Raw genomic sequence first — 25,535 nt, 5'->3', positions numbered from 1 at the left:
TTCCTAAAATTTTATTTCGAGTATGCCTAAAAAAGTTTTTAGCGATATTGATGGTTTACTATTGTTGGATAAACCATTGGGATTGTCTAGTAATGCTGCATTACAAAAAGTTAGACATTTAATTAAAGCCTCTAAAGCAGGACATGCTGGTACACTTGATCCTTTTGCAACTGGTTTGCTAGTATGCTGTATTGGTAAAAGTACAAAAAGTTCTTCTATTTTTATGGAATTTCCTAAATCATATATAGCAACAATAAAATTTGGAGAAGAAACAGATACTGGCGATTTAACTGGTAATATAGTGTTTAAATCTGAGAAACAAATACCAATTGTTGAAGATGATTTGATAGAGGTGTTAAATTCTTTTGTTGGTGAAATTTATCAAGTTCCTCCAATGTATTCAGCTTTAAAGCATAATGGTGTGCCTTTGTATAAGTATGCACGCGATGGAATTAATATAAATAGAGAAGCAAGAAAAATTAATATATATAGCATAAAATTGCTATATATAAGAGGTGATTGTGCGGGTATTGAAGTTTTTTGTAGTAAAGGCACCTATATTAGAACTTTAGCTGAAGATATTGGTAGAGCATTAAAAAGTTTTGCACATTTGGTGCAACTTAGAAGGATTTCTGTAGGGCCACTTTTTGTAAATCAAGCATATACATTAGATGTTTTAGGGTCAATGGACAAACCAGTTGATGCTGTGCTTGACAATATTTTTTTAAATCATATTAAAAATAAGGATTCTATATGACTAGGGCTTTGCGCAATATTGCCATAATAGCTCATGTTGATCATGGAAAAACCACTTTGGTAGATCAGTTGTTAAGACAGTCAGGTGTTTTTAGAAATAATCAATCAGTAACAAAGAGAGTTATGGATTCTAATATTCTTGAAAAAGAAAGAGGCATAACTATTTTATCTAAGAATTGTGCTGTGGAATATAATGATGTTCATATAAATATTATAGATACTCCTGGGCATGCTGATTTTGGTGGTGAGGTTGAGCGTGTGTTATCTATGGTTGAAGGCGTACTACTTTTAGTGGATTCTGTTGAAGGACCTATGCCGCAAACAGTTTTTGTAACACGAAAAGCTCTTAGCTTAGGTTTAAAACCTATAGTTGTAGTTAACAAAATTGATAAACCTGCTGCTAGACCTGAATTTGTTGTTAATGAAGTTTTTGAGTTATTTGATAGACTTGGTGCTACTGAAGAACAATTAGATTTTCCAGTTATATATGCTTCTGGATTGTCAGGATATTCAGGCAATGATCCTACTGTACGTTCTGGTAATATGGATAGTTTGTTTGATGCTATATTAGAATATGTTCCTAATCATAATAAGGATCATGAAGGATCATTTCAAATGCAAATTGCTTCTTTAGACTATAATTCTTACGTAGGAAAAATAGGTATTGGTAAAATTCATAGGGGCGTTGTCTATCCATCTATGGATGTTGCATTAAAAATGGGAGATTCTGATAAAGTCATAAAGACACGTATTAATCAATTACTAAAATTTTCAGGTCTTGATAGAATTCCTGTTGATAAAGCAGAAGCTGGTGATATAGTTCTAATTAATGGAATAGAGGATTTGGAAATTGGAATTACAGTAACTGACCAATTGAATATTCAATCTTTACCTGTTTTGCATATAGACGAACCTACATTAACGATGAATTTTATGGTTAATACTTCTCCTTTGGCAGGAAAAGAAGGAAAGTTTGTAACTAGTAGACAAATACGTGATAGATTAAATTTAGAGTTAAAATCTAATGTCGCTCTTAGAGTTAAAGAAACTGATGATGATACAGTTTTTGAAGTTTCAGGCAGAGGCGAATTGCATTTAACGATTCTACTTGAAACTATGCGTCGTGAGGGTTATGAATTGTCTGTGTCTAGGCCACGTGTAGTGTATAAGGATATAGATGGTGTAAAACATGAACCATATGAAGATTTAACATTATATGTAGAGGATAATTATCAGGGTCCTATTATGGAAGAAGTTGGTCGACGCAAGGGCGATCTTCAGAACATGATTCCTGATGGTCAAGGCAGAATAAGACTTGAATATATAATACCAGCTCGTTCTTTGATAGGTTTTCAGAATGATTTTATGACACTTACACGTGGAACAGGTTTAATGAGTCATGTTTTTCGTGATTATTACCCTTTCTATGAAGGATCATTACATAATAGACGTAATGGTGTTCTAATTAGTCAATGTTCTGGTGAAGCAGTTGCTTATGCTTTATGGAAATTGCAAGAGCGTGGAAGAATGTTTATCAAACCAGGAGAATCATTATATGAGGGAATGATTATAGGAATTCATAGTCGTGATAATGATTTAGTCATTAATCCTGTTAGAGAAAAACAATTAACAAACATAAGAGCATCAGGAACAGATGAGGCAATAAGATTAGTTCCTCCAATCCAATTAACATTAGAGTATGCGATAGAGTTTATAGAAGATGATGAGTTGGTTGAAATAACTCCTAAAGCTATTCGTTTGAGAAAAAGATATTTGCAAGAACATGAAAGAAGAAGAAATAGAAATATTTAGATGCATCTTTGAATTATAAACAATTAATCTTTTTAAGCTAAATGATGGATGAATCATTATTATTAGTAGATGGCTCTAGTTATTTGTATCGTGCTTTTTATGCCTTACCAGATCTTCGTAATTCAAAAGGTGAGCCTACTGGGGCTATATATGGTGTAATAAGCATGTTAAGAAAGCTTATAATGGAATATGATCCTAAATACTTTGTTTGTGTTTTTGATGCTCCAGGTAAGACTTTTAGAAATGACATAAGTAGCGATTATAAATCTAATCGTCCATCAATGCCTGAAGAATTAGTATTCCAGATAGATAAAATTCATCAAATTATTAATGCTTTAGGATTGTTTGTTTTGTCTGTTAATGGTGTTGAAGCAGATGATGTTATAGGAACAATTGCAAAAACTGCTTCGAAACTAGATAATTTGCAAGTTATTATATCTACTGGAGATAAAGATTTAGCTCAGTTAGTTAATTCTAAAATAAGAATCATTAATACAATGAATGGTGAGATTTTAGATAATGCTGGGGTTTTGAAAAAATTTGGAGTAAACCCAGCATTGATTGTTGATTACTTAATGTTGGTAGGAGATTCTGTAGACAATATACCAGGTGTTCCTAAAATTGGTCCTAAGACAGCTATTAAACTATTAAACGAATTTGGAAATATAGATAATATTATTTTATCCGCAGATAAAATAAAGGGTATTGTTGGTGCAAATTTAATAAAGTTTATTCCTAATTTTACAATTACAAAAGAATTATTAACAATAAAGTGTGATTGTATACTGTCTTCTTATTTTGAAAAAATAGAAGATTTCAGCAGAAAACCTTTAAATATAAATCTTTTAAAAGATTTATATTTAAATTTAGGATTTTCTTCATGGTTAAATGATTTAAATAAAATAGATATAAAGCCTCAAACTAAGATGGTAGATAAAGAACTTAACTTATGTTTGAATTTTTGTCTTGTTAATAATGCAAATAGTTTCAAAGATTTTTTTATGAAACTAGAGAAATCTGAGTTAACTATTATAGACACTTATATTATAAAATCTATTTTTTTGAGTTCAATTCGTTTAATGGCATTATCTTTTCTAATTGATGATATTACTTACTATATACCATTTTATAATTTGGAATTGAATTCTATTACAAGAGTTGAAATTTTATCAATATTAAAACCATGGTTAGAAAATAATAATAAGTTTAAAATTTTATATGATGCTAAAACAAGTTTACATGTTTTCAGTATTTTAAATATAGATTTAAATGGTATCAAAGACGATGTTATGTTGGAGGCTTATGTATTAGACTCGCATAATAATCTAGATTTATATAAATTAGTAGATAAATTTTTGTGTTGTGATTATCTATCTCATGATGATGTTTTTGGAAGAGGTCAGAAAACAAAAAATATTGAATCTATTTCTAATGAAATTATAAGTAAATATTTTTCCCAAAGAATAAATTTTATTAAAAAGTTACATTTTTTATTGCGTCCATTGTTAGCAAAAGAAATAAATTTAGAATACATTTATGATTTAGAAAAAGTTATTTCTAGGAATTTAAAGCTTATAGAAGCTAATGGTGTAAAAATAGATAAATCTGATTTAGAAAATCAAAGTTCCTTCTTAGAAGGAAAGATTTTGGAGTTAGAAAGAGAAATATACATATTAGCAGAAACTGAATTTAATATTAATTCCCCTAAACAACTAGGGGATGTTTTATTTAAATTAATGAATTTACCTATTATTAGAAAAACTAGTAGTGGATTGCCTTCTACAGATGAGTCAGTGCTTAGCAAACTTTCTCAAAAATATAAATTACCTAAATTGGTTCTAGATTATCGTGCGCTTTCTAAATTAAAATCAACTTACACTGATAAATTACCAAGAATGGTTGATCCTAAAACTAATAGAGTACATACTACTTACTCTCAAGTAGGTGTTATTACTGGTAGATTATCTTCTTTTGATCCTAATCTTCAAAACATTCCTGTTCGTACTGAAATTGGTAGGTTAATTAGGAAAGCTTTTATTCCTGAGAGAGATTGTTTATTTGTCTCTGCCGATTACTCTCAAATAGAACTTAGAATTATGGCTCATTTTTCACAAGATGATAATTTACAAACTTCTTTTAAGAATGGGATTGATGTTCACCTATCTACTGCATCTGAAATATTTGGACTTCCTATAGACATTATAAGTGACGATCAACGTAGAACAGCAAAAATGATTAATTTTGGATTAATCTACGGAATGGGAGTTTTTGGTCTTGCTTCTAATCTTAATATTGATAATTTATCAGCACAAAATTATATAAATAAATATTTTGCACGTTATCCTGGTGTATTAAATTATATTAATTCTGTTAAGTCGAATGTAAGAGAATTAGGTTATGTAGAAACTATATTTGGTAGAAGGCTATATTTACCAACAGCTTCTAAAAAATCTTTTAATAAACAAGCTATAGATAGATTGGCTATAAATGCTCCTATACAAGGGACAGCAGCTGATTTAATAAAAAAGGCTATGGTTTCAGTTCAAGAATGGTTAAATTTTAAAAATTTAAAATCTAAAATCGTTATGCAAGTTCATGATGAGTTGATTTTAGAGGTCCCTCAAGTAGAATTAACTATCATTATAGATAATATATCTAATCTGATGTGTAATGTTATTGATCTTAACATTCCATTAGTTGTTGATATAGGTGTTGGTAATAATTGGTCAGAGGCTCACTAATATTTTTTTGTGTTTTTTATATGATAATTTTTTATATTTTAGTTTCTACTTTATCTAGTGGTTTGATTGCTGTGTGTATAGCTAATTGGTTAACTTATAGCGTTTTTTCTAGATATATGCATAATATGATTAGTTTATCTGTTGGGATTTTTTTATCTGTATCTTTTTTGCATTTACTACCAGAAGCCTATGAACATTTAGATAATAATGCAGATATTATTTTTAAAGTAATGTTGATTTCAATAATATGTTTTGTGATTTTAGAGAAAGTATCGCTATTACGTCATAATCATCATTATGAAGGAGACGGCCATGGTCATAGTCATGGTCATGATAAATCGGAAGCAGGATCTGGTGGAATTATTATTTTGATAGGTAGTTCTTTACATAATTTTTCAGATGGCATACTTATTTCAGCAGCTTTCTTGACTTATCCTTTACTTGGGGTTTTAACGTCTTTATCTATTGCTGTTCATGAAATTCCTCATAAGTTATGTGATTTTGTTGTTTTAAGAAATTCTGGATTAAATAGGTCAACATCATTAATGATGATCTTAATTTCTAGCTTGTTTTCATCTATTGGTGGATTAATAGGGTATTTTATACTACAATCAGTTCAACAATTAACACCATTTGCATTAGTAATAGCTGCAAGTAGCTTTATATATATAGCTATTGCTGATCTTATACCTCAAATGCATGAATATAAGAAAACCTTCAATAAACATTTAATTCAGTTGTTGTTTATATTTATGGGTATATTTATTATATACAATCTAACAAATATTAGTCATCATTATCATTGCAAATCTCATGATTATCAAGAGATTCAATATTGAGGTTTTTATAGAATTTCTCTCCTATTTTAATCCTACCGAAACCACGTTCTTTCCTAGCCTTGTTTGTGTCTCTTAGAGAGTATACGCAACCGCAGTACTCTTGTTGATAGAAATTTTCAATTTTACTTATCGATATCATTCTTTGAGATCCTCCTCGTTTTCTCCAATTATAATCCCAATAAATGATATTATTATATCTTGAGGCTGCAAGAACGCCTGATTTGTTTATCTGATTTATATCTTTCCATCTAGAAATACCAAGTGACGTAGATATAGTATCAAAACCATTCTCATATGCATATAAAGCTGTACGTTCTAGGCGCATATCAAAACAAATTGTACAACGTTCACCTCTTTCAGGAGAGTTTTCTAATCCTTTTATTTTTGAGAACCAGTTCTCTGTATCATAATCAGCATCTATAAAATAAATATTATGTTTATTGGCAAATCTAATATTTTCTTGTTTCCTTATTTGATATTCTTTTTCAGGATGAATATTAGGATTATAAAAGAATATAGAAAAGTTTATTTTGGAATCAATCATTGTTTCTATAACTTCGCACGAACATGGAGCACAACAAGAGTGTAATAGAACTTTATTCGATCCGTATGGTAATTTTATTATTGGTCTTTCTATAGTATTTGTTAGCATTTTCTCAAAAAATATAATAAGTATTTATGTGTAATTTTAGATATTATTTTTTCATCATTTCAAAAAAATCAGAATTGGTTTTTGTAGAACGCATTTTGTCTATGATGAATTCTATTGCTTCTATATCATCCATATCATGAATAAATTTTCTTAACACCCATACTTTTTGTAATAATTCTTGCTTAATTAGCAATTCTTCTCTTCTTGTTCCAGATTTATTAAGATTAATTGCAGGATATACTCTTTTCTCTGCCATCCTTCTTTCTAAATGAATCTCGGCATTGCCGGTACCTTTAAATTCTTCATAAATTACTTCATCCATTCTGCTGCCAGTATCTATTAAGGCTGTTCCTAAAATAGTTAAAGAACCTCCTTCTTCTATATTTCTAGCAGCTCCAAAGAACCTTTTTGGTCTGTGTAAAGCATTTGCATCAACTCCTCCAGTTAAAACCTTTCCTGAAGATGGAATAACTGTGTTGTAGGCTCTTGCTAATCTAGTAATAGAATCTAATAGTATTACTACATCTTTTTTCATTTCTACTAATCTTTTGGCTTTTTCTATAACCATTTCAGCAACTTGAACATGTCTAGTAGCAGGTTCATCAAATGTAGATGCAACTACTTCTCCTTTTACCGTTCTTTGCATCTCAGTAACTTCTTCAGGTCTTTCATCTACTAATAAAACTATTAATGTTGCATCAGGCATATTTGCTGCAATAGCATGTGCTATATGTTGCATCATTACAGTTTTACCAGATTTAGGGCTTGCTACTATTAATCCACGTTGACCTTTGCCAATTGGAGAAAAAACATCTAAAATACGTCCAGTAAGATTTTCTTCTCCTTTAATTTCTCGCTCTAATGTAATATGCTTACATGGATGAAGTGGAGTAAGATTTTCAAACATTATTCTATGTTTAACAACTTCAGGTGAAACTCCATTAACTTTTTCTACTTTAACTAGAGCAAAGTATCTTTCTCCCTCTTTAGGTGTTCTTACTTCACCTTCTATAGAATCGCCTGTATGTAGATTCATTCTTCTGATTTGAGATGGTGATATGTATATATCATCTGTACTAGCTAAATAAGATGTTTCTGGTGATCTTAGAAACCCAAATCCATCTGGTAATACTTCTAGTACTCCATCACCAAAGATTTGTTCTCCTTGTTTAGCGCGTTTCTTCATTATCGCAAACATTAATTCTTGTTTGCGTAGTCGGTTAGCATTATCTATCTCTAAATTAGAAGCAATTTCTAGTAATTGAGATACATGCATTGTCTTTAGTTCATTTAGATGCATTTTTACTATGATTTTGAATATTGAACTCTATATTTATAGTTTTTTATAAAATAGTTTTGAATGATTTTTTCAAACAAAACAAATAAATAAAAAACAATAGATAAAAATAGTTCGAGATTTATTTAATGAGAATATTATTGTTACTAACTTTATATTTTTTACTAAAAACCAATCTATAAAAATTAATAACTCAACATGTTTTGAGATTTTCAATATCTAAGTGATTCTATCAGTATTTTCATTATAGTCAATCATTAACAGTAATAATTTTGTAGTAATTATACGATATATATATTTTTTTAAAAAATGAAAAACCTAAAAATTTATTGATAAATAATAATTTATTAGCAATTTTTATATTTCTATGTAGAGATATTTATCTTAATAGAATAAGATAAATTAATATAATACATTTTATGTCTGTGGGTTTTCTACAATTTAATATTATATATGTACATATTTTTATTTATTAATTGCTATATAGTTTATGGAATTTATAAAGAATATATATAATAAAACATTATCGTTATTAATTATAAAGTTAATTTGTTTATATAGCATATTATATTGAAGATTTTCTTTTATGGTTATTTCTTAAAGTGTATTTATTGGATAATTATTTCTAATTTAATAGTGATTTTATAATATGGCATTTCATGTTTTTATAAATAATTCTAAAGATTATGTTTTAGTAGAAGAAGGGAAGTCTATTTTAGAGGCTGCTAAGAATAATCAAATTTCATTGCCTCATAGTTGTAATAATGGTAGATGTTCTAAATGCAAATGCAAAGTTATTGTAGGATCATATGATATGCAAGAATATTCTATTAATGCTTTAAGTGAAACAGAAAAATCTGATGGATATATACTTACTTGTAAAACATATCCACTTTCAGATATGTTTATTCAATATGATTATCAAGAAAGAAATTTGTCTAGAGTAACATCTAAAGTTATATCAATAGAAAAAATATGTATAGATATAGCTGTAATAAAGATGAAATTATATTCAAATAAAGAATCTACATTTATAGCCGGACAATATTTTGATTTTATAATGAAAAATGGTAAAAAACGAAGTTATTCTATAGCTAATTCACCATCTAGGGATGGTTTTGTAGAATTCCATATTCGACATCTGCCTGGAGGATTGTTTACTGATTATGTATTTGGCATGGAAGGGAAATGTTTAAAGGAAAAAGAAATATTGTATTTGGAAGGTCCTTTGGGAACTTGTGATTTTCAAGTTAATGGAGAAAAACCAGTGATATTTTTAGCAACTGGTACTGGCTTTGCTCCTATTAAATCAATGATGGAAGAAATAATTTATAAAAATATTAATAGACCAATATATTTTTATTGGGGGGTAAATAAACCTGTTGATTTATATATGAATCAATTAGTTAAATCATGGGAATTAATTAGTTCAAATTTTAAATATGTACCAGTTGTTTATGATGATTCATTTAGAAATATTTGGTTTGGAAGAATTGGTAATGTTTATGAAGCCGTTATGGAAGATTTCAAAGATTTATCTTCGTTCCAAGTTTATGCTTGTGGGTCTAGTAATATGATAAAGAAGGCTAGTAGAGATTTTGTTTTAAGATCTAATTTGCCGAAAAAAGAGTTTTATTCAGATGAGTTTATTTCTGAGTCTGACCTTCAGAGTTAAAATAAACGATAATTGTTATGTCATTGTTTCATTATTATATTTAATGTTTTAGGAGTTTGTTTGACATGAAAATTGTTGTTTTAGGTAGTGGTATACAAGGTATATCTAGCGCTTGGTGGTTGGTCAAATCGAAGATAGCAGAAGAAATAATAGTTATTGATAGATTTTCTAAGGCTGCACTAGATACAAGTTTTGCTAATGGAGGTCAAATATCAGTTTCTTATGCTGAACCATGGGCAAATTTTCATAACTTATCTCAATATATAGGATGGTTTTTTAATAAGAATAGTCCTATGCATTTTAGTTTTACTACTGATATAAATCAGTGGAAATGGTTTTTATGTTTTTTTAATGAATGTAGACAGAAAAATTTTCTTATGAATATGCGTCATATGGTAAATTTGGCAAAATATAGTAGGGGATTAATTAAAGAAACACGTAAAAGTTTAAATATAGAATATGATTTACTTGAAAAAGGTATATTAAGTTATTATACAGATTCAAATGAACTTAATTATGCTAGTAAAGTGGCAGATATTATGAAATCCATGGGTGTGAATAGGGATTTGTTATCTACTGATGAAGTTCTTAATTTAGAACCATCTTTATATACTATCAGGGACAGTATATGTGGTGGTTATTTTACAAAAGACGATGAAAGTGGTGATGCACGTATGTTTACACAATCATTGTCAAAAAAATGTGAAGAAGAGGGTGTTAAATTTTATTATAATTGTAATATTAATAAACTTATTTATAACAATAAAAAGATTACTGGTGTTGAGATTATAGATTCTAACGGTTATTACGATGTTATACATGCTGACTATTTTGTTTCTACTCTTGGTAGTTATAGTAATAACATATTAAAATCTGTAGGAGTAAATTTAAATCTTTATCCTGCGAAAGGTTGTTCTGCAACTTTTTTAGTGAAAAATGAAAAAAAAGCACCTTATGTTAGCTTAATTGATAATGAAAACAAGATTGTCATTTCTCGTTTTGGCAATAGATTGCGTATTGCAGGATCAATAGGTTTTACTGGTTTTTCTAGAAGTCTTAGTACTGTTGACTGTAATTTTATTTTTAAAATGGCTCAATATATTTTTCCTGAAGCTCTAGATTTTGATAACGTTTCTTATTGGTCAGGATTAAGACCTGCTACTCCTTCAAATGTTCCTATTATAGGTAGAACAAAAATTAACAACTTATATGTTAACGTAGGTCATGGTCCTTTAGGATGGACTATGGGATTAGGTTCAGGTAAAGCTTTATCTGATATTATAAATGATAAAAAACCTGAAATTGATTTTCCATTTTTAGGAATATAGTATCAGCTATTATTCAGATTGCTTTTGTTATTAATAAATAATTCATCATAAATATTCTTTGGCTTTTTAATGAAAACATCAGAAATAAGATCTAATTTTTTACAATTCTTTGAATCAAAAGGTCATAAGATTCTTCCTTCTTCTTCTTTGATTCCTAATAATGATCCAACATTATTATTTACAAATTCAGGTATGGTCCAATTTAAAGATATTTTTATTGGGAAAGAAAAAGCAGAACATAAAAAGATAACAACTGTACAACGTTGTTTTAGGGCAGGTGGAAAACATAATGACTTAGAAAATGTTGGTTATACAGCTAGACATCATACGTTTTTTGAAATGCTAGGGAATTTTAGTTTTGGTGATTATTTTAAACGTGAGGCTATTCATTATGCTTGGGAACTTTTAACAAAGGTTTATAAATTACCAGAAAATAAACTATTTATAACTGTATATCAAGATGATGATGAAGCATATGATATTTGGAATAAGGAAATCGGTGTCCCATGTGATTTAATTTCTAGAATTGGAGACAATAAAGGAGCAAGATTTTCATCTGATAATTTCTGGCAAATGGCTGATGTTGGACCATGTGGTCCTTGTTCAGAAATTTATTATGATCATGGTCCAAGTTTTAAGGGAGATCCTCCTGGGGTAGGCTCTTTAGATGGTGATAGATATATAGAAATATGGAATCTGGTATTTATGCAATTCTATATGGATCAAGAAGGTAATATGTCTCGTTTATCTACACCTTGTATAGATACTGGTATGGGTCTAGAAAGAATTGCTGCTGTTATACAGCATGTTCATTCAAATTATGAGACAGATACTTTTAAGAATCTAATATTAGCAATAGCTAATAAAATAGGTATTAATAATATCAATGATAACTCTCTAAAAGTTATAGCAGATCATGTAAGGGCTTGTTCGTTTTTGATTATCGATGGAGTTTTGCCAAGTAATGAAGGTAGAGGTTATGTTTTAAGGCGCATAATTAGAAGAGCATTAAGGCATTCATACAAATTAGGACATTCTGGTCCTTTTTTATACAAAATAGTTCCTGATCTAATTTTAGAAATGGGTAGTGCATATCCAGATCTTATAAAACAATCAGAATTAATAACAAAAATCATTTTACAAGAAGAAGATCGTTTTGGTGAGACATTAGCTAAAGGTATGAAAATATTGAATGCTAGTATATCTAAAATTGATTCAGGTAATAAATTGGATGGAATTACAACATTCAATTTATATGATACTTATGGGTTTCCTATAGATCTTACTGCTGATGTATGTAGAGAAAAAGGTATTAGTGTTGATCTAGAATCTTTTGATAGAGAAATGGAGTCTCAAAGAGTAAAAGCCAGATTATCAGGTAAGTTTAAATTACATAGTCAGAGTTTAAACTATAATGGATTGAATTCTATCTTTGTTGGTTATGATCATTTTCAAACTGATAATTCTAAAATATTAGCTATTTATATTGATGGGGTTTCTGTTAATTCAATTAATCAATATGATAAAGAAGTTTATATTATAATAGATAAAACACCTTTTTATGCAGAATCTGGTGGGCAGGTTGGTGATACTGGATTTATAAAAAACAAGAATTCTGTTTTTTCTGTAGAAAATACTTTTATGGGAGGAATAAATCTTTCTGTTCATTGTGGTATTTTGAGAACAGGAATGTTATCTGTGGGTGATAATGTTTCTTCTTATCTTGATGTGGAAAGACGTTTAAATATTTCTCGAAATCATTCAGCTACACATTTATTGCATTTTGCTCTTAGGGAAACATTAGGATCTCATGTTATGCAAAGAGGTTCTTTGGTTGATCATAATAAGATTCGTTTTGATTTTACAAGTGATTTTCCTATTTCTCTTGAATTGATTGCCAATATAGAGAATTTAGTAAATTCTTGTGTGATAAAAAATATTGATGTTAGCACGACATTATTAGAATATGATAAAGCTATTAAGAGTGGTGCCATGGCTTTGTTTGACGAGAAGTATTCTGATATGGTTAGAGTAGTCTCAATAGGTCAATCTTTAGAGTTATGTGGTGGAACTCATGTAAAAAAGACTGGAGATATCGGTTTTTTTAAAATTATTTCTGAAAGCAGTGTATCATCTGGTGTTAGAAGATTGGAAGCATGTACTGCATTGAGGTCAGTAGATTTTTCTAATAAACAAACTGTAGTTTTATCTAAAATAAATGATCTTTTTAATTCTACTACAGATGATGTTTTATCTAAAATTGTTCAGAAAAATAGCATGATAAAAGATATTGAAAAAGAAAATGATTCTTTGCGTAAAAAGTTATCTATTAGTTTAGTTGATTATCTTTCTTCTAAGGATCATTTAGTAATTAAAGACAGAAAAATTATTTCTTATGTTTTTAAAGATCTTGATCAGAATATTTTATTAACTATTATAGATTTATTGAAAGTTAAGTTTAAATCAGTTATTGTTTTATTAGCTACAAACTTACCTAATGGAAATATTAATTTAGTTTGTGGAGTATCTGATGATTTGGTTAACAGTATTAAAGCTAATGAAATAATGAAATTTTTAACATCAAATGTTAAAGGTAAGGGTGGAGGAAGATCAAACTTAGCTACTGGTAGTACAAGTGAATTTGATTTAATATTTAGTGGTTTTGAATCTACTAAAAGATGGGTAGCAGAAAGGATTTAATTTTTATTATGAATTTTGCTAATGATAGTATAAAATTTGATGTTTATGTTGATGCAAAAGGACTTAAATGTCCTTTGCCTATATTAAGAGCAAAAAAGGCACTATCTCAGATGCAGAGTGGCCAAATTTTACGTATAATAACAACAGATATTAATGCTTCTAATGATTTTAGAATTTTTTCTAAACAGACTGATAATGTTATTATTTCTCAGAATCAATATATTATTGATAATTTAGAAGTTGTTGAACATTTAATAAAAAAACGTTAAATTGCTCTTTGGAATTATTGTTAAATTAATGTTAGAGTTTTTTACTATATTTATAGTTATTTAATTAATTAGGAATCAAAATTATTATGGTAGTTATTCGTTTAGCACGTGGTGGGTCAAAAAGAAGACCATTTTATAATTTAGTAGTAGCAGATTCTCGAAATCGTAGAGATGGTAGATTTATAGAACGTTTAGGTTTTTATAATCCTGTTAGTGGTTCAAATGTAGATCAAATCAGAATTGCTTTAGATAGGGTTAAATATTGGCAAGATAATGGAGCTCTTCTATCTCCAGTAGTAACTAGATTAGTTAAAGAATATTCAAGCAAACAAATTGCTGTTTAATTGGTACCATACGGAGTTTACAATTTCTATTGTCTTATTTCCTGATGATTTAATAGAGTTAGGTAGAGTAGTATCATCATACGGTATTAAAGGGTTATTAAAGATTTATCCTTATTCTAAGGATAAATCTTCTTTATTGTCTGTTTATGATTGGTGGGTACTTCCATGCAAGTGTCAGTCTTATCACTGTGTATGTCAATCTAATTTTATTAATTATAAAATTCTTAGTTCTAGGATTTATAATGATTATATTCTTTCTAAAATTTCTGGGGTAGTAAATCGTGAAGAAGCTGAAATGTTTCGTGGAAATCGCATATACATATCAAAGTCTCTTTTTCCAAAAATAGAAAATGATGAGTATTATTGGGTAGATTTAATAGGCTGTAAATTTTATGGTGAATTAGAAGATGGTTCTTCAATTTTTATTGGTGAAGTATCAGATGTTTTTGATAATGGGGCTCATTCAATACTAAAAATTATAAAAAATCATAATACAGGATCATCTTTGAATAAAAAAGAAATTCTCGTGCCTTTTGTTAAACACTATATTAATAAGGTTGATTTAATAGATCGTATTATTTTAAGTAGTTGGTTAATTGAGTATTAATGCGTTTAGATATAATAACATTATTTCCTGAGTTTTTTGATTCTGCTAATAATATTGGTGTGGTCGGTAGATCTTATAAGAATAAAATATGGGATTTATATACTTGGAATCCTAGAAATTTTACTTCAGACAAAAGAAAAAATATAGATGATAGGCCTTATGGTGGTGGCCCAGGTATGCTTATGAAGGTTGAGCCTCTTGAGAATACAGTAAATCATATCCATGAAGAACGTAAGTTAAGTAATTTATCTAAAGCACCAGTCATATTACTAACCCCAGTAGGGAAATTATTTACACAGAATTTGGCTGTAAAACTAGCTAAATCAGATGGGTTTATTTTAGTTTGTGGTCGCTATGAAGGAGTAGATAAAAGGTTTATTGATCGGTGTGTAACGTTAGAAATGTCGATAGGTGATTTTATAATTTCAGGAGGAGAAATAGCAGCATTAGCAGTAATAGATTCTATTGTTAGACTTTTACCTGGTACTCTTAATAATAATAAATCGGCTACAAATGAATCTTTTAGTGATGAGTTCTCTGGTTTATTAGAGCCATATAGTTATACTCGTCCAGAGAATTATTGTGGTGATACTGTTCCAAAAGTGTTGTTAAGTGGTAATCATGCTAATATAGATAAATGGAAGAGAGAACAATCATTAGAAATAACGTGCAAACGTAGACCAGACTTAATTAAACAGGCTATCAAAGATGGGTGTTTGTCTCAAGACGATGAGCATCTAATATCTTCTATAATACCAGATGCTCATTAATTAAAATATAAATATTATAAATACAACTCTTAAATCTATATTTAAATTATCATTTTTCTTAATTTTTCAATTTGTTCATTAATATTATTAATATTTAATTGAAAAATCTCTAATCTATTTATTTCTTTTGCAACTATTTCTTTTGGAGCATTTTGTTTAAATTCTTTATTATTAAGCTTTATATTACTTTTTGTTATTTCATTTAATATTTTTGCATGTTCTTTCTCTAGTCTTAATAATTCTTTATTTAAATCAACTTTTATATTTAACATCAGGTAAGTATCACCTATTATTTGCACAGGAGATTCAATTAATGGAAGCTTTTCTACTATTTCAATAGTACTTAATTTTGCAAAATGTATGATATATGGAGAATTACGTTTTAGTTTTTCTATATTGCCTTTAGCTAAAAGAGGAACTTTTTCTGCCGGTGATAAATTCATAGCACCTCTAAGAGCTCTGACAGCATCAATTTGAGATTTCAACTCTAAGAATTCTTTTTCTATATTTACATCTATTTTAGATTTATCTGCTTTTGGATATGATTGCATTACAATACTACTTAAATTTTCTTGACTATCATCTCTAAAATACACAGATACCTTTTGCCACAATTCTTCTGTAATATAAGGCATTATTGGATGTAATAATTTTAAGATATTTCCTAAAACATTTAATAGTGTTATTTTTGTGGCATTTTGTTCATCTTTTGTAAATGTATTTTGCATTTGAACTTTTGCTATTTCTAAATACCAATCACAAAACTCATCCCATATAAATTTATATATTAGATTAGCAATATTATCAAAACGATATTCATCGTAGGCATTATTAACATCTATAATTACATTTTGCAAACTAGAAATTATCCATTTATCAGCAAATGACAGATTTTGATTTTCAACTGTATCAATAGATAAATTAATATCTATATCTTCAATATTTAACAATACAAATCTTGTTGCATTCCAAATTTTATTGCAAAAGTTTCTATATCCTTCGCAACGTTTGATATCAAAATTTATATCTCTACCCAAGGTGGCATAAGATGCCATAGTAAATCTAAGTGCATCAGTACCAAATCCTTTTATGCCATTAGGAAATTCTTTTTTTGTATTTTTTTCTATAGTATTAGCTTGTTTAGGATTTATTAATCCAAATGTTCTTTTTTTTATCAAATTTTCTAAAGTTATGCCATCTATTAAATCTATAGGATCCAAAGTGTTTCCTTTGGATTTACTCATTTTTTTACCTTCAGAATCTCTTATTAATCCGTGTATATAAATATTTCTGAAAGGGATTTTACCTGTTATATGCTTAGTAAGCATTACCATTCTAGCTATCCAAAAGAAAATTATGTCAAATCCTGTAATTATTACACTAGATGGTAGATATTTTTGTAAGTCTGATGTATTCTCAGGCCATCCCATGGTAGTAAAAGGTATTAATGCTGAAGAAAACCATGTATCTAAAACATCATCGTCTCTTCTTAAGAAACCTTCATATCCAGATAATTTAGCATTTTTATAAGCTTCTTCTTCATTATGAGCTACAAATATTTCTCCAGTGTCAGAATACCATGCAGGTATTTGATGACCCCACCATAATTGTCTAGATATACACCAATCTTGTATGTTTATAAGCCATTGTTTATAAGTATTTTTCCAATGTTCTGGATAAAATTTTATTTGATTATTTTCTACTACTTCCAAAGCTACTTCTGAAATACTTTTTCCAGGATTAATACTATTATTAGGTGCTATTTTTGTTGTGGCTAGAAACCATTGATCTGTTAGCATGGGTTCTAATACCACTCCGCTTCTATCGCCTTTAGGCTGTGTTGTTTTGTGATTTTCTATTTTTAGTAAAAGATTTATATTTTTAAGATCTTCTACAACAATTTTACGTGCTTCATACCTTTCTAGTCCTTGATATTTTTCTGGAACATTACTATTTAGATGAGCCTCTTTAGTAAATATAGAAATTGTTGGCAAATTATTTCTTAAAGCGCATTGATAATCATTAAAATCGTGAGCAGATGTTATTTTTACACATCCCGTTCCAAACTCCATATCTACAAAATCATCTGATATAATAGGTATTTTTCTGTTAGTTAAAGGTACATAAACATATTTTCCAACTAAGTGATTATATCTTTTATCAAGTGGATGAACGCATAGTGCGTTATCAGCAAATATTGTTTCTGGACGTGTGGTGGCTATTGTAATATTTTTTATATCACCTAAGTCTTCTACAATAGGGTATTGAATATACCACATATAACCATCTATTTCTTCCATTTCAACTTCTAAATCTGATACAGCTGTAAGAAGTTTGGGGTCCCAATTAACAAGTCTTTTCCCTCTATAAATTAATCCTTGATTATAAAGAGTTATAAAAGTTTCTATTACTCCTATAGACATACCTTCATCCATAGTAAAATATTCACGTTCCCAATTTGCAGAAATACCGAGACGTTTTATTTGATCAGTAATTACATTTCCTGATTTCTTTTTCCATTCCCATACTTCTTTTATGAACTTTTCTTTTCCTATTAGCTCTCGAGATAAATTTTTGTTTTCTAGCTGTCTCTCGACAACTATTTGAGTTGCTATACCAGCATGATCTGTTCCTGGAATAAATACTATATCTTTTCCTAGCATTCTATTGTATCTAATCAAACAATCCATTATAGTTTGGTTGAAAGCATGACCCATGTGTAGTGTTCCAGTTACATTTGGAGGAGGGAATTGTATCGAGTAGCTTTCTCTTTTTTGTGTGTCTGGTTGTTCTTGAGTTTTAAAATACCCTTTTTCACTCCACTCTTTATACCATTTGTTTTCTATATCTGATGGTTCAAAACTTTTTGGGAAATTATTCTGATTAAATGTATTCTGCATGTTTTTTTGTGATTCTGACTTGATCATTAGGTGTAATTCCGATACTCTTATTTCTACTGAAAATGTAATTCAATTAAATATTTTTAAATATTTTCTAAATGAAAATTATTTCATTTATTTTTATTTATATGTGTTCTTATTTAAGTTTTCAATATTACCAATATTTACACAAAATCGTAAATGATATTATTTCAATATATTAAATTATGATTATTTAATTTAAATTAATACGCTATATTATATATCTAGTATATTGGAAATATAAAATTAGATTTTAAAAATTTCAAGGATTAAAAATGACAATACAACGTACGCTGTCTATTATAAAACCAGATGCAGTTTCTAAAAATATTATTGGTAAAATTATTAGTCGTTTTGAAGAAAAAGGATTATCAGTAGTAGCTGCTCGTTTACAACTTTTATCTCGTTCTGAGGCTGAGTCTTTTTACAGTATACATAAGAGTCGTCCTTTTTTTAATGATTTGGTAAATTTTATGATTTCAGGTCCAGTTTTTATCCAAGTATTAGAAGGTGAAAATGCTATTCAAATGAATCGTAGTATAATGGGTGATACCGACCCTAAAAAAGCTCAGAAAGGAACTATTAGAGCAGACTTTGCTGATAATATAGATGCTAATGCTGTTCATGGATCTGATTCCGATGAAAATGCAAGAAAAGAAATTGCTTTCTTCTTTTCAGAGGCTAATATTTATAGCTGTAGATAATAGATTATTGATATTAGTATTCTTATGAATAATATTACAAACTTATTAGGTTTAGATGATTCATCTTTATCTATTTTGTTAGATAAGTGTGATAGTTATAGTAAATATCGTGTTGCTCAGATAAAATCTTGGATTTATAAATATCATGTTGATTCTTTTGATCAGATGACAAATTTGCCAGTCAAATTGCGTAATTTTTTAAAAGAAACAGCGAAAATAGAGCCTATGAGCCTTAAAACACAAAATATTTCATCAGATGGAACAATGAAATGGTTATTTGATGTTGGTAATGGCAATGCTATAGAAACGGTTCTTATACCTGATATTGATAGATATACTCTTTGTATATCAAGTCAAGCAGGTTGTGCTGTTAATTGCAGTTTTTGTTATACAGGACAACAAGGTTTTAATCGTAACTTAACCACCAATGAAATTATTTCCCAGTTATGGTGGGCTCAGAAGAGTATTAATGATAAATTTCCTAAAAATAACATTCAAGATGACAGTCTTGCTGCATCCAAAATAACTAATGTGGTAATGATGGGAATGGGTGAGCCTTTATTAAATTACGGTCAAGTAATTCCGGCTTTACGTTTAATGATGGATGATAATGCTTATTCTTTATCTCGAAGAAGAATAACTTTATCAACTTCTGGTATTGTTCCTATGATTGACAAGATGGCTCAAGATTGTCCGGTATCTTTAGCTGTTTCTTTACATGCTCCAAATAATTCTTTAAGAAATAAACTAATGCCTATAAACAAGAAATATCCTCTTGAAGAGCTTATAAAATCATGTAAAAACTATGTGTCTAGAGCACCTAGAGATTTTGTTACATTCGAATACTGCATGTTGGAAAATATAAATGATAATGATGATCATGCAGTAGAATTAATAGAATTAATTAGTGTTTTGAAATGTAAAGTGAATCTAATACCATTTAATTCTTTCCCTAGCTCTAATTTAAAAAGGTCAAGTCTTAATAGAATCTTATCTTTTGCTAAAATTTTGAATGATTCAGGAATTATCACAACAATTAGAAAAACAAGGGGTGATGATATATTAGCGGCTTGTGGTCAATTGGCAGGTAATGTGGATAATATTACCAAGATTAAATTCCATAATGATTTAAATTTATAGTTTTATTTATTAAATTCATAATTTTTATCTGCTTAATAAATAATTATTAATCTACATAAATGATAATTAGTAAAATTCTTTTTTATCAATAACATGCTATTTATGCATATAAATAGAAAATTACAGATAATGATTCTTAAATTTACATATAAATAGTTTTATTAAAATGAAATAAATTAGTTAATTTGATAGGTCCTTAATTTAGGGTTTAATTAATTTAATAATTGTTATTGTAAGTTTTTGTTTTTATATAAAACATAATTTATTGTTATATATAAGTTTGTGTATGATCTATTGCAATCATGTAGATAATAATATTTGTGTTTAGTAGGAATTTATCTAAGTTAAGGAATAATTAATTGGATAAATAATTCATAGATCTATTTATAATAAATAAGAATATTGTAGATTATCGCTATTAATATTTTTAAAATTAAACAAATTTTAATTAACTTTCTTAAAGACATAAATATGACAAGTAGCAAAACCAGTCAAAAAATATTAGCAATACGAGGAATGAACGATCTTCTTCCTAAGAATAGTTCTGATTGGGAGCTCTTAGAGTCAAAAATTATATCCTGGTTACATAGTTATGGTTATATGAATATACGAGTTCCTATTTTAGAACAAACTAGGTTGTTTAAACGTGGAATAGGAGAGGTAACTGATATAGTAGAAAAAGAGATGTATTCTTTTTGTGATAGTTATAATAATGATTCTTTAACTATGAGACCTGAAATTACAGCAGGAATAGTTAGATCATCAATAGAGCATAACTTTTTATATGATCGTCCTCGTAGGTTGTATTCTATTGGACCTGTTTTTAGACATGAGCGTCCTCAGCTTGGTAGATATAGGCAATTTCATCAGATTGATGTTGAAGCAATGGGATTTCAAGGGCCAGATTTAGATGCAGAGTTGATAATAATGTTGTCTAAGCTTTGGGAAATTTTAGGAATTCAAGATATTAAATTAGAAATTAATTGTTTAGGATCATATGAAGATAGATTGAATTATAAAAAATCTTTAGTGGATTACTTAAAAAATAATATAGATCATTTAGATGAGAATAGTCAGAAACGCTTATTATCAAATCCACTTAGAATTCTGGATACCAAAAATCCAAATACAAAACTGATTTTGAGAAATGCTCCTGTTTTGTTTGATTTTTTATCGAGTGAATCATTGATTCATTTTAAACAATTATGTTCTTTCTTAGATAAAATGGAAATTAAATATTGTATAAATAATCATTTAGTTAGAGGTCTAGATTATTATAACTTGACAGTTTTTGAATGGATAACAGATAAGCTTGGAGCTCAAGGAACTGTGTGCGGCGGAGGTCGTTATGATAGTTTAATAAGTTTACTTGGTGGAAAATTAGTTCCTTCAGCTGGATTTGCTATAGGATTCGAAAGACTCATAGAACTTTGGAAATCTTATGGTAATTCTGGATGCTTATCTGAATGTGATATTTATATAACTCATCAAGGACTAACAGCACAGAGTTTATCTTTTCATGTGGCAGAAAACTTACGTAAGGAAGGTTATAATGTGATAGTTCATTGTGGTTTGAATGATTCTCTAAAACGTCAATTCAAAATGGCAAATTCAGTTAAATCTAAGGTTGCAATTGTTTTTGGGGAGAATGAATTGAAAAGTAATTCTGCTAGTGTTAAATTCTTGCAGCTTGACAATAGAATAAATGTAGCGCAAGAAATAGTTCTTTTAGAGCAGTTAGTTGCTTTTTTAAAGAATAGGTTGAAGTGATTTAGGAATTTTTAAATGAATAAATTTATAAATTTTAGGAAAAGTAAGTTTATATTTTCATTGATTGTTTTATTAACCTTTCTTTGTGTTTATAAGATATTTTTTTTGTCAAAAATATCTAATAATTATGAATGTATAGAAATATTTGAAACATTAGAGAAAACTATTAATAGCAATATTGTCGATAAAATTAAAATTAATGAATTAAACTCAAAAATTAAACAAGATTATTCTAATACTTCTTATGCAGCAATGTCTTCTTTAATGGTTGCTAATTATTTATATGAACAAAGTGATTTAGAAGGAGCAAAGAAGGAATTGGTTTGGTTGATTAATAACAATAACCATAAAATTTTTAAATCAATTGCTATTCTTAGATTATCTAACTTATTTATAGATAATGAAGAATATGATAAAGCACTTGAATATTTGGTGACTCCATCAAATTCATTTGATAGTTTGTTTAATGACCGTATTGGAGATATTATGTTTATGGAAAATAAATTTCAGAAAGCAAAAGATTTTTTGGGAATTATCTCTAAATCATATGGAAAAGGATGATCCTGTATTTGATATGATTCAGTTTAAGATAAATTCTTGTAAATAATATATTTATGAAAAAAAATTCATCGTGTTTATATAGAAAGAATCATGTTCTATTTATAATTTTTTGCTTGTTCTTGTCTTTTGTTTCTTTTGCTAATAATAGCCTTGAGGCTTCATTGAGTAATAATCTTTCTATTAAGAAACTGTGGAGCAAAAAAATAGGTAAAAAATTTAATATTGGTTTGATCCCATGCGTAGTTGATGAGTTTATTTATACTGCTTCTTGTGATGGTGTTCTAGTTAAATTAGAATTATCCACAGGAGAGATAGTTTGGAAAAAAAATATAGATTGTTCGTCATTATCTGCTATTGTTGCTAGTAATTCTATAGTTATAGTAATAACAGATCATGGTAGAATCTTAGCTTTTGATAATGAGGGATCTCATAAGTGGACCTCTAATGTGATCGGAAATGTTTATAATCAACCAATTATTTATGAAAATATTATTTTAGTAAAGTGTGGAAACTCTTCTATAAATGCTTTTGATGTAAATACAGGTGAAAAAATTTGGTCTTTTAATGATCCTTTTAATTTTATAGCTTCATATGTTTACTCTCCTATGTTAATTAAAGATAGTTATGTTGTTACTAGTTTTTCCAATAACAAAATAGTATCTATAAATATTTATAATGGAGCATTAGAATGGGAAAAAACAATTTCAAAAAACTTGAGTTGTATTGATTATAATGATTTGTTTCCTGTTATAGGTCCTCTTTTAAGTTACAAGAAAAATATATACTTTTTAAGTGACAATGGGTATGTAACTTGTTTTAATGAAAAAAATCAAACAGAAGAATTATGGAGCAAAAAAACTTTATCTTCAAATGGTATTAGTATTTATGATGGTTATATTTACTCTTTTGATGAATTGGGTAACTTATTAAAATTAGATGCAAATAATGGTGATGTTATTTGGTCTAAATCTGTATCTAAAAAAAGATTAGTAGACAAGACAATTCCTTTATTGAAAGATAATTATATTATTTTTGCTGACCATGATGGTTTTTTATATGTTACTCCTAACAATGATGTTTCTATTTTTACCAGAGTAAAAGTTAATAGATTAATGCTATCTCCTATTATTCCAACTTGCAATGGTGTTTTATTGCATACTATGGATGGTAGGTTAACTTTTATAAATTTTTGATGTTTAATATTTTTTAATTTTTTTATCGTGTCTTATAAACCAGTAATTTCTTTAGTTGGAAGAACGAACGTAGGTAAATCTACATTGTTTAATCGTTTAACAAAAACAAGGAACGCTATAGTAGCTGATTTTCCAGGATTGACGCGTGATAGACACTATGGCGAAGCTAATATAGCGTTTCATAAATTTATTGTTATTGATACAGGAGGCCTTGAGCCAAATTCTAAAGATGTTTTTTCTGCCAAGATTGCATCTCAAACTAATCAAGCTATTTTAGAGTCTGATGTTATAATATTTTTACTAGATGCTCGTTCTGGTATATGTAATCAAGATTATGAAATTGCTAAAATGTTACGTAAAATTGCTAATAAACGTATATTTATGGCAATTAATAAATCTGAAGGCATGTCTTTAGAAAAATTTGATAGTGATTTTTATAAGATGGGATTAGGTAAACCATATTTAATCTCATCTTCTCATGGTGATGGTATATATAATCTTTTTGAATCTGCTTTATCAGATTTTCCAACAGAAAACGATTTAGATATTGATCCACCATCAAATAATAATATTAGGTTAGCTATAGTAGGGAAACCTAATGTTGGTAAATCAACTCTTATTAATTCTATTATTGGAGAAGAAAGATTAATTGCTTTTGATATGCCGGGAACAACTAAGGATTCTATAGATGTAGATTTTTCAATTAAAGACAGGAATTATGTATTAGTAGACACAGCAGGAATAAGAAAGAAAAGTAAGGTTTTTGATTATGTTGAAAAATTTTCAGTTGTAAAAACATTGCAATCAATAGAGTCTAGTAATGTTGTATTGTTAGTTCTTGATGCTTGTAGTGATATTTCTGAGCAAGATGCTCATATTGCAGGTTTTATACTAGAGTCAGGTAAGGCAATTGTAATTGCAATTAATAAATGTGATTCAGTAAAACCAGAAGAAATGAAAAATATAGAAAGAACTTTTCAAAGAAAAATGCATTTTTTATCTTTTGCAAGAATGCATATGATTTCAGCTATCAAAAAATATAATATTCGATCTCTATTTGATTCTATAAATGAAGCTTATGAATCAACTTTTGCTAATTTATCAACTCCTAAAATTAATAGATTGTTAAAATTAGCAGTAGAAAAACAACCTCCACCAAAAAAGAATATATTAAGACCTAAAATGCGTTATGCTCATCAAGGAGGTCAGAATCCACCTGTGATTGTTATTCATGGTAACTCTCTTGATTTAATACCTAAGTCTTATGTTAGATTCTTGGAGTCTTTCTTTAGAAAAGAGTTTTCTTTAACTGGTACTCCTTTAAGAATTGATTTTAAATCATCTAATAATCCTTATGTTTGATTTTGTATTTTTTTGATTTTTTATATTGGTGTGTATATTCGCAACATATTTTATGTAAATCTAAAATAATCTTGTGAATATTAGTTCAATAAGA

20 protein-coding genes are annotated in these 25,535 nt (G+C 28.3%); 17 read left to right on the top strand and 3 right to left on the bottom strand.

Translation table 11 applies throughout. The annotated features are described in order from the left end of the window. Positions 1–22: 22 nt before the first annotated feature. The 4 genes from truB to CDSE_RS02145 are packed head-to-tail and all read left to right on the top strand — an operon-like array spanning position 23 to position 6,148. Positions 23–757, top strand: coding sequence for a tRNA pseudouridine(55) synthase TruB (gene truB / locus CDSE_RS02160; RefSeq protein ID WP_015396371.1), 735 nt, complete (start codon positions 23–25; stop codon positions 755–757). Next, on the top strand, positions 754–2,568 hold the full coding sequence (typA, locus tag CDSE_RS02155; protein ID WP_015396370.1) for a translational GTPase TypA: 1,815 nt from the start codon (positions 754–756) through the stop codon (positions 2,566–2,568). The genes truB and typA overlap by 4 nt, the downstream gene beginning before the upstream one ends. A 44-nt stretch (positions 2,569–2,612) precedes the next feature. Continuing rightward, positions 2,613–5,309 (top strand): DNA polymerase I, encoded by a 2,697-nt coding sequence (gene polA / locus CDSE_RS02150; RefSeq protein ID WP_041186215.1) that lies wholly within the window; start codon positions 2,613–2,615, stop codon positions 5,307–5,309. 20 nt (positions 5,310–5,329) lie between these two features. Further along, positions 5,330–6,148 (top strand): ZIP family metal transporter, encoded by an 819-nt coding sequence (locus CDSE_RS02145; RefSeq protein WP_015396368.1) that lies wholly within the window; start codon positions 5,330–5,332, stop codon positions 6,146–6,148. Here CDSE_RS02145 and CDSE_RS02140 read toward each other — a convergent pair. Then, positions 6,096–6,800, bottom strand: a complete 705-nt coding sequence (locus CDSE_RS02140; RefSeq protein WP_015396367.1) for an epoxyqueuosine reductase QueH — start codon at positions 6,798–6,800, stop codon at positions 6,096–6,098. The two genes, CDSE_RS02145 and CDSE_RS02140, sit on opposite strands and share 53 nt — an antisense overlap. Positions 6,801–6,843: 43 nt before the next feature. Further along, positions 6,844–8,100, bottom strand: coding sequence for a transcription termination factor Rho (rho, locus tag CDSE_RS02135; protein WP_015396366.1), 1,257 nt, complete (start codon positions 8,098–8,100; stop codon positions 6,844–6,846). A gap of 646 nt (positions 8,101–8,746) precedes the next feature. On the opposite strand from rho, the gene CDSE_RS02130 reads away from it, so the two are divergent. The 7 genes from CDSE_RS02130 (at position 8,747) to trmD (ending at position 15,790) form a co-directional block, all read left to right on the top strand. Further along, positions 8,747–9,772 carry a 2Fe-2S iron-sulfur cluster-binding protein gene (locus CDSE_RS02130; RefSeq protein WP_015396365.1) on the top strand — a complete coding sequence of 342 codons (1,026 nt, stop codon included), beginning with the start codon at positions 8,747–8,749 and terminating at the stop codon, positions 9,770–9,772. 65 nt (positions 9,773–9,837) lie between these two features. After that, positions 9,838–11,100 (top strand): D-amino acid dehydrogenase, encoded by a 1,263-nt coding sequence (locus tag CDSE_RS02125; protein WP_015396364.1) that lies wholly within the window; start codon positions 9,838–9,840, stop codon positions 11,098–11,100. 69 nt (positions 11,101–11,169) lie between these two features. Further along, positions 11,170–13,800, top strand: a complete 2,631-nt coding sequence (gene alaS, locus CDSE_RS02120) for an alanine--tRNA ligase (protein WP_015396363.1) — start codon at positions 11,170–11,172, stop codon at positions 13,798–13,800. 8 nt (positions 13,801–13,808) lie between these two features. Beyond that, positions 13,809–14,069 carry a sulfurtransferase TusA family protein gene (locus CDSE_RS02115; protein ID WP_015396362.1) on the top strand — a complete coding sequence of 87 codons (261 nt, stop codon included), beginning with the start codon at positions 13,809–13,811 and terminating at the stop codon, positions 14,067–14,069. Between the two features lie 86 nt (positions 14,070–14,155). Next, positions 14,156–14,413 carry a 30S ribosomal protein S16 gene (gene rpsP / locus CDSE_RS02110; RefSeq protein WP_015396361.1) on the top strand — a complete coding sequence of 86 codons (258 nt, stop codon included), beginning with the start codon at positions 14,156–14,158 and terminating at the stop codon, positions 14,411–14,413. Beyond that, positions 14,403–15,020 carry a ribosome maturation factor RimM gene (gene rimM, locus CDSE_RS02105; protein ID WP_015396360.1) on the top strand — a complete coding sequence of 206 codons (618 nt, stop codon included), beginning with the start codon at positions 14,403–14,405 and terminating at the stop codon, positions 15,018–15,020. Before rpsP ends, rimM begins: the two co-directional genes overlap by 11 nt. Then, positions 15,020–15,790: a tRNA (guanosine(37)-N1)-methyltransferase TrmD gene (gene trmD, locus CDSE_RS02100; protein ID WP_015396359.1), complete on the top strand. Its 771-nt coding sequence runs from the start codon at positions 15,020–15,022 to the stop codon at positions 15,788–15,790. The genes rimM and trmD overlap by 1 nt, the downstream gene beginning before the upstream one ends. Positions 15,791–15,831: 41 nt before the next feature. On the opposite strand, the gene CDSE_RS02095 is transcribed toward trmD, so the two are convergent. Then, the gene (locus CDSE_RS02095; RefSeq protein WP_015396358.1) at positions 15,832–18,717 is read right to left on the bottom strand and encodes a valine--tRNA ligase; all 2,886 of its coding nucleotides are present in this window, start codon (positions 18,715–18,717) and stop codon (positions 15,832–15,834) included. 269 nt (positions 18,718–18,986) lie between these two features. Between CDSE_RS02095 and ndk the strand changes: the two genes are divergently transcribed. From ndk to der, 6 genes are all read left to right on the top strand, one after another. After that, positions 18,987–19,415 carry a nucleoside-diphosphate kinase gene (gene ndk / locus CDSE_RS02090; RefSeq protein WP_015396357.1) on the top strand — a complete coding sequence of 143 codons (429 nt, stop codon included), beginning with the start codon at positions 18,987–18,989 and terminating at the stop codon, positions 19,413–19,415. Positions 19,416–19,439: 24 nt separating this feature from the next. After that, positions 19,440–20,555, top strand: a complete 1,116-nt coding sequence (rlmN, locus tag CDSE_RS02085; RefSeq protein ID WP_015396356.1) for a dual-specificity RNA methyltransferase RlmN — start codon at positions 19,440–19,442, stop codon at positions 20,553–20,555. Positions 20,556–21,026: 471 nt separating this feature from the next. Further along, complete coding sequence (gene hisS / locus CDSE_RS02080) at positions 21,027–22,325, top strand: histidine--tRNA ligase (RefSeq protein ID WP_015396355.1); 1,299 nt, start codon at positions 21,027–21,029, stop codon at positions 22,323–22,325. 15 nt (positions 22,326–22,340) lie between these two features. Beyond that, complete coding sequence (locus tag CDSE_RS02075; RefSeq protein ID WP_015396354.1) at positions 22,341–22,886, top strand: YfgM family protein; 546 nt, start codon at positions 22,341–22,343, stop codon at positions 22,884–22,886. A 53-nt stretch (positions 22,887–22,939) separates the two neighbouring features. Continuing rightward, positions 22,940–24,079, top strand: coding sequence for an outer membrane protein assembly factor BamB family protein (locus tag CDSE_RS02070; RefSeq protein ID WP_015396353.1), 1,140 nt, complete (start codon positions 22,940–22,942; stop codon positions 24,077–24,079). Positions 24,080–24,106: 27 nt separating this feature from the next. Then, positions 24,107–25,441, top strand: coding sequence for a ribosome biogenesis GTPase Der (gene der, locus CDSE_RS02065; protein WP_015396352.1), 1,335 nt, complete (start codon positions 24,107–24,109; stop codon positions 25,439–25,441). The last annotated feature ends 94 nt before the right edge of the window (positions 25,442–25,535 follow it).

The organism is Candidatus Kinetoplastibacterium desouzaii TCC079E (genome assembly GCF_000340795.1).
In the GTDB taxonomy this organism is placed as follows: Bacteria; Pseudomonadota; Gammaproteobacteria; order Burkholderiales; family Burkholderiaceae_B; genus Kinetoplastidibacterium; species Kinetoplastidibacterium desouzai.
Note: the sequence above shows the minus strand (reverse complement) of the source record. Positions and strands in the feature narration are given on the sequence as shown.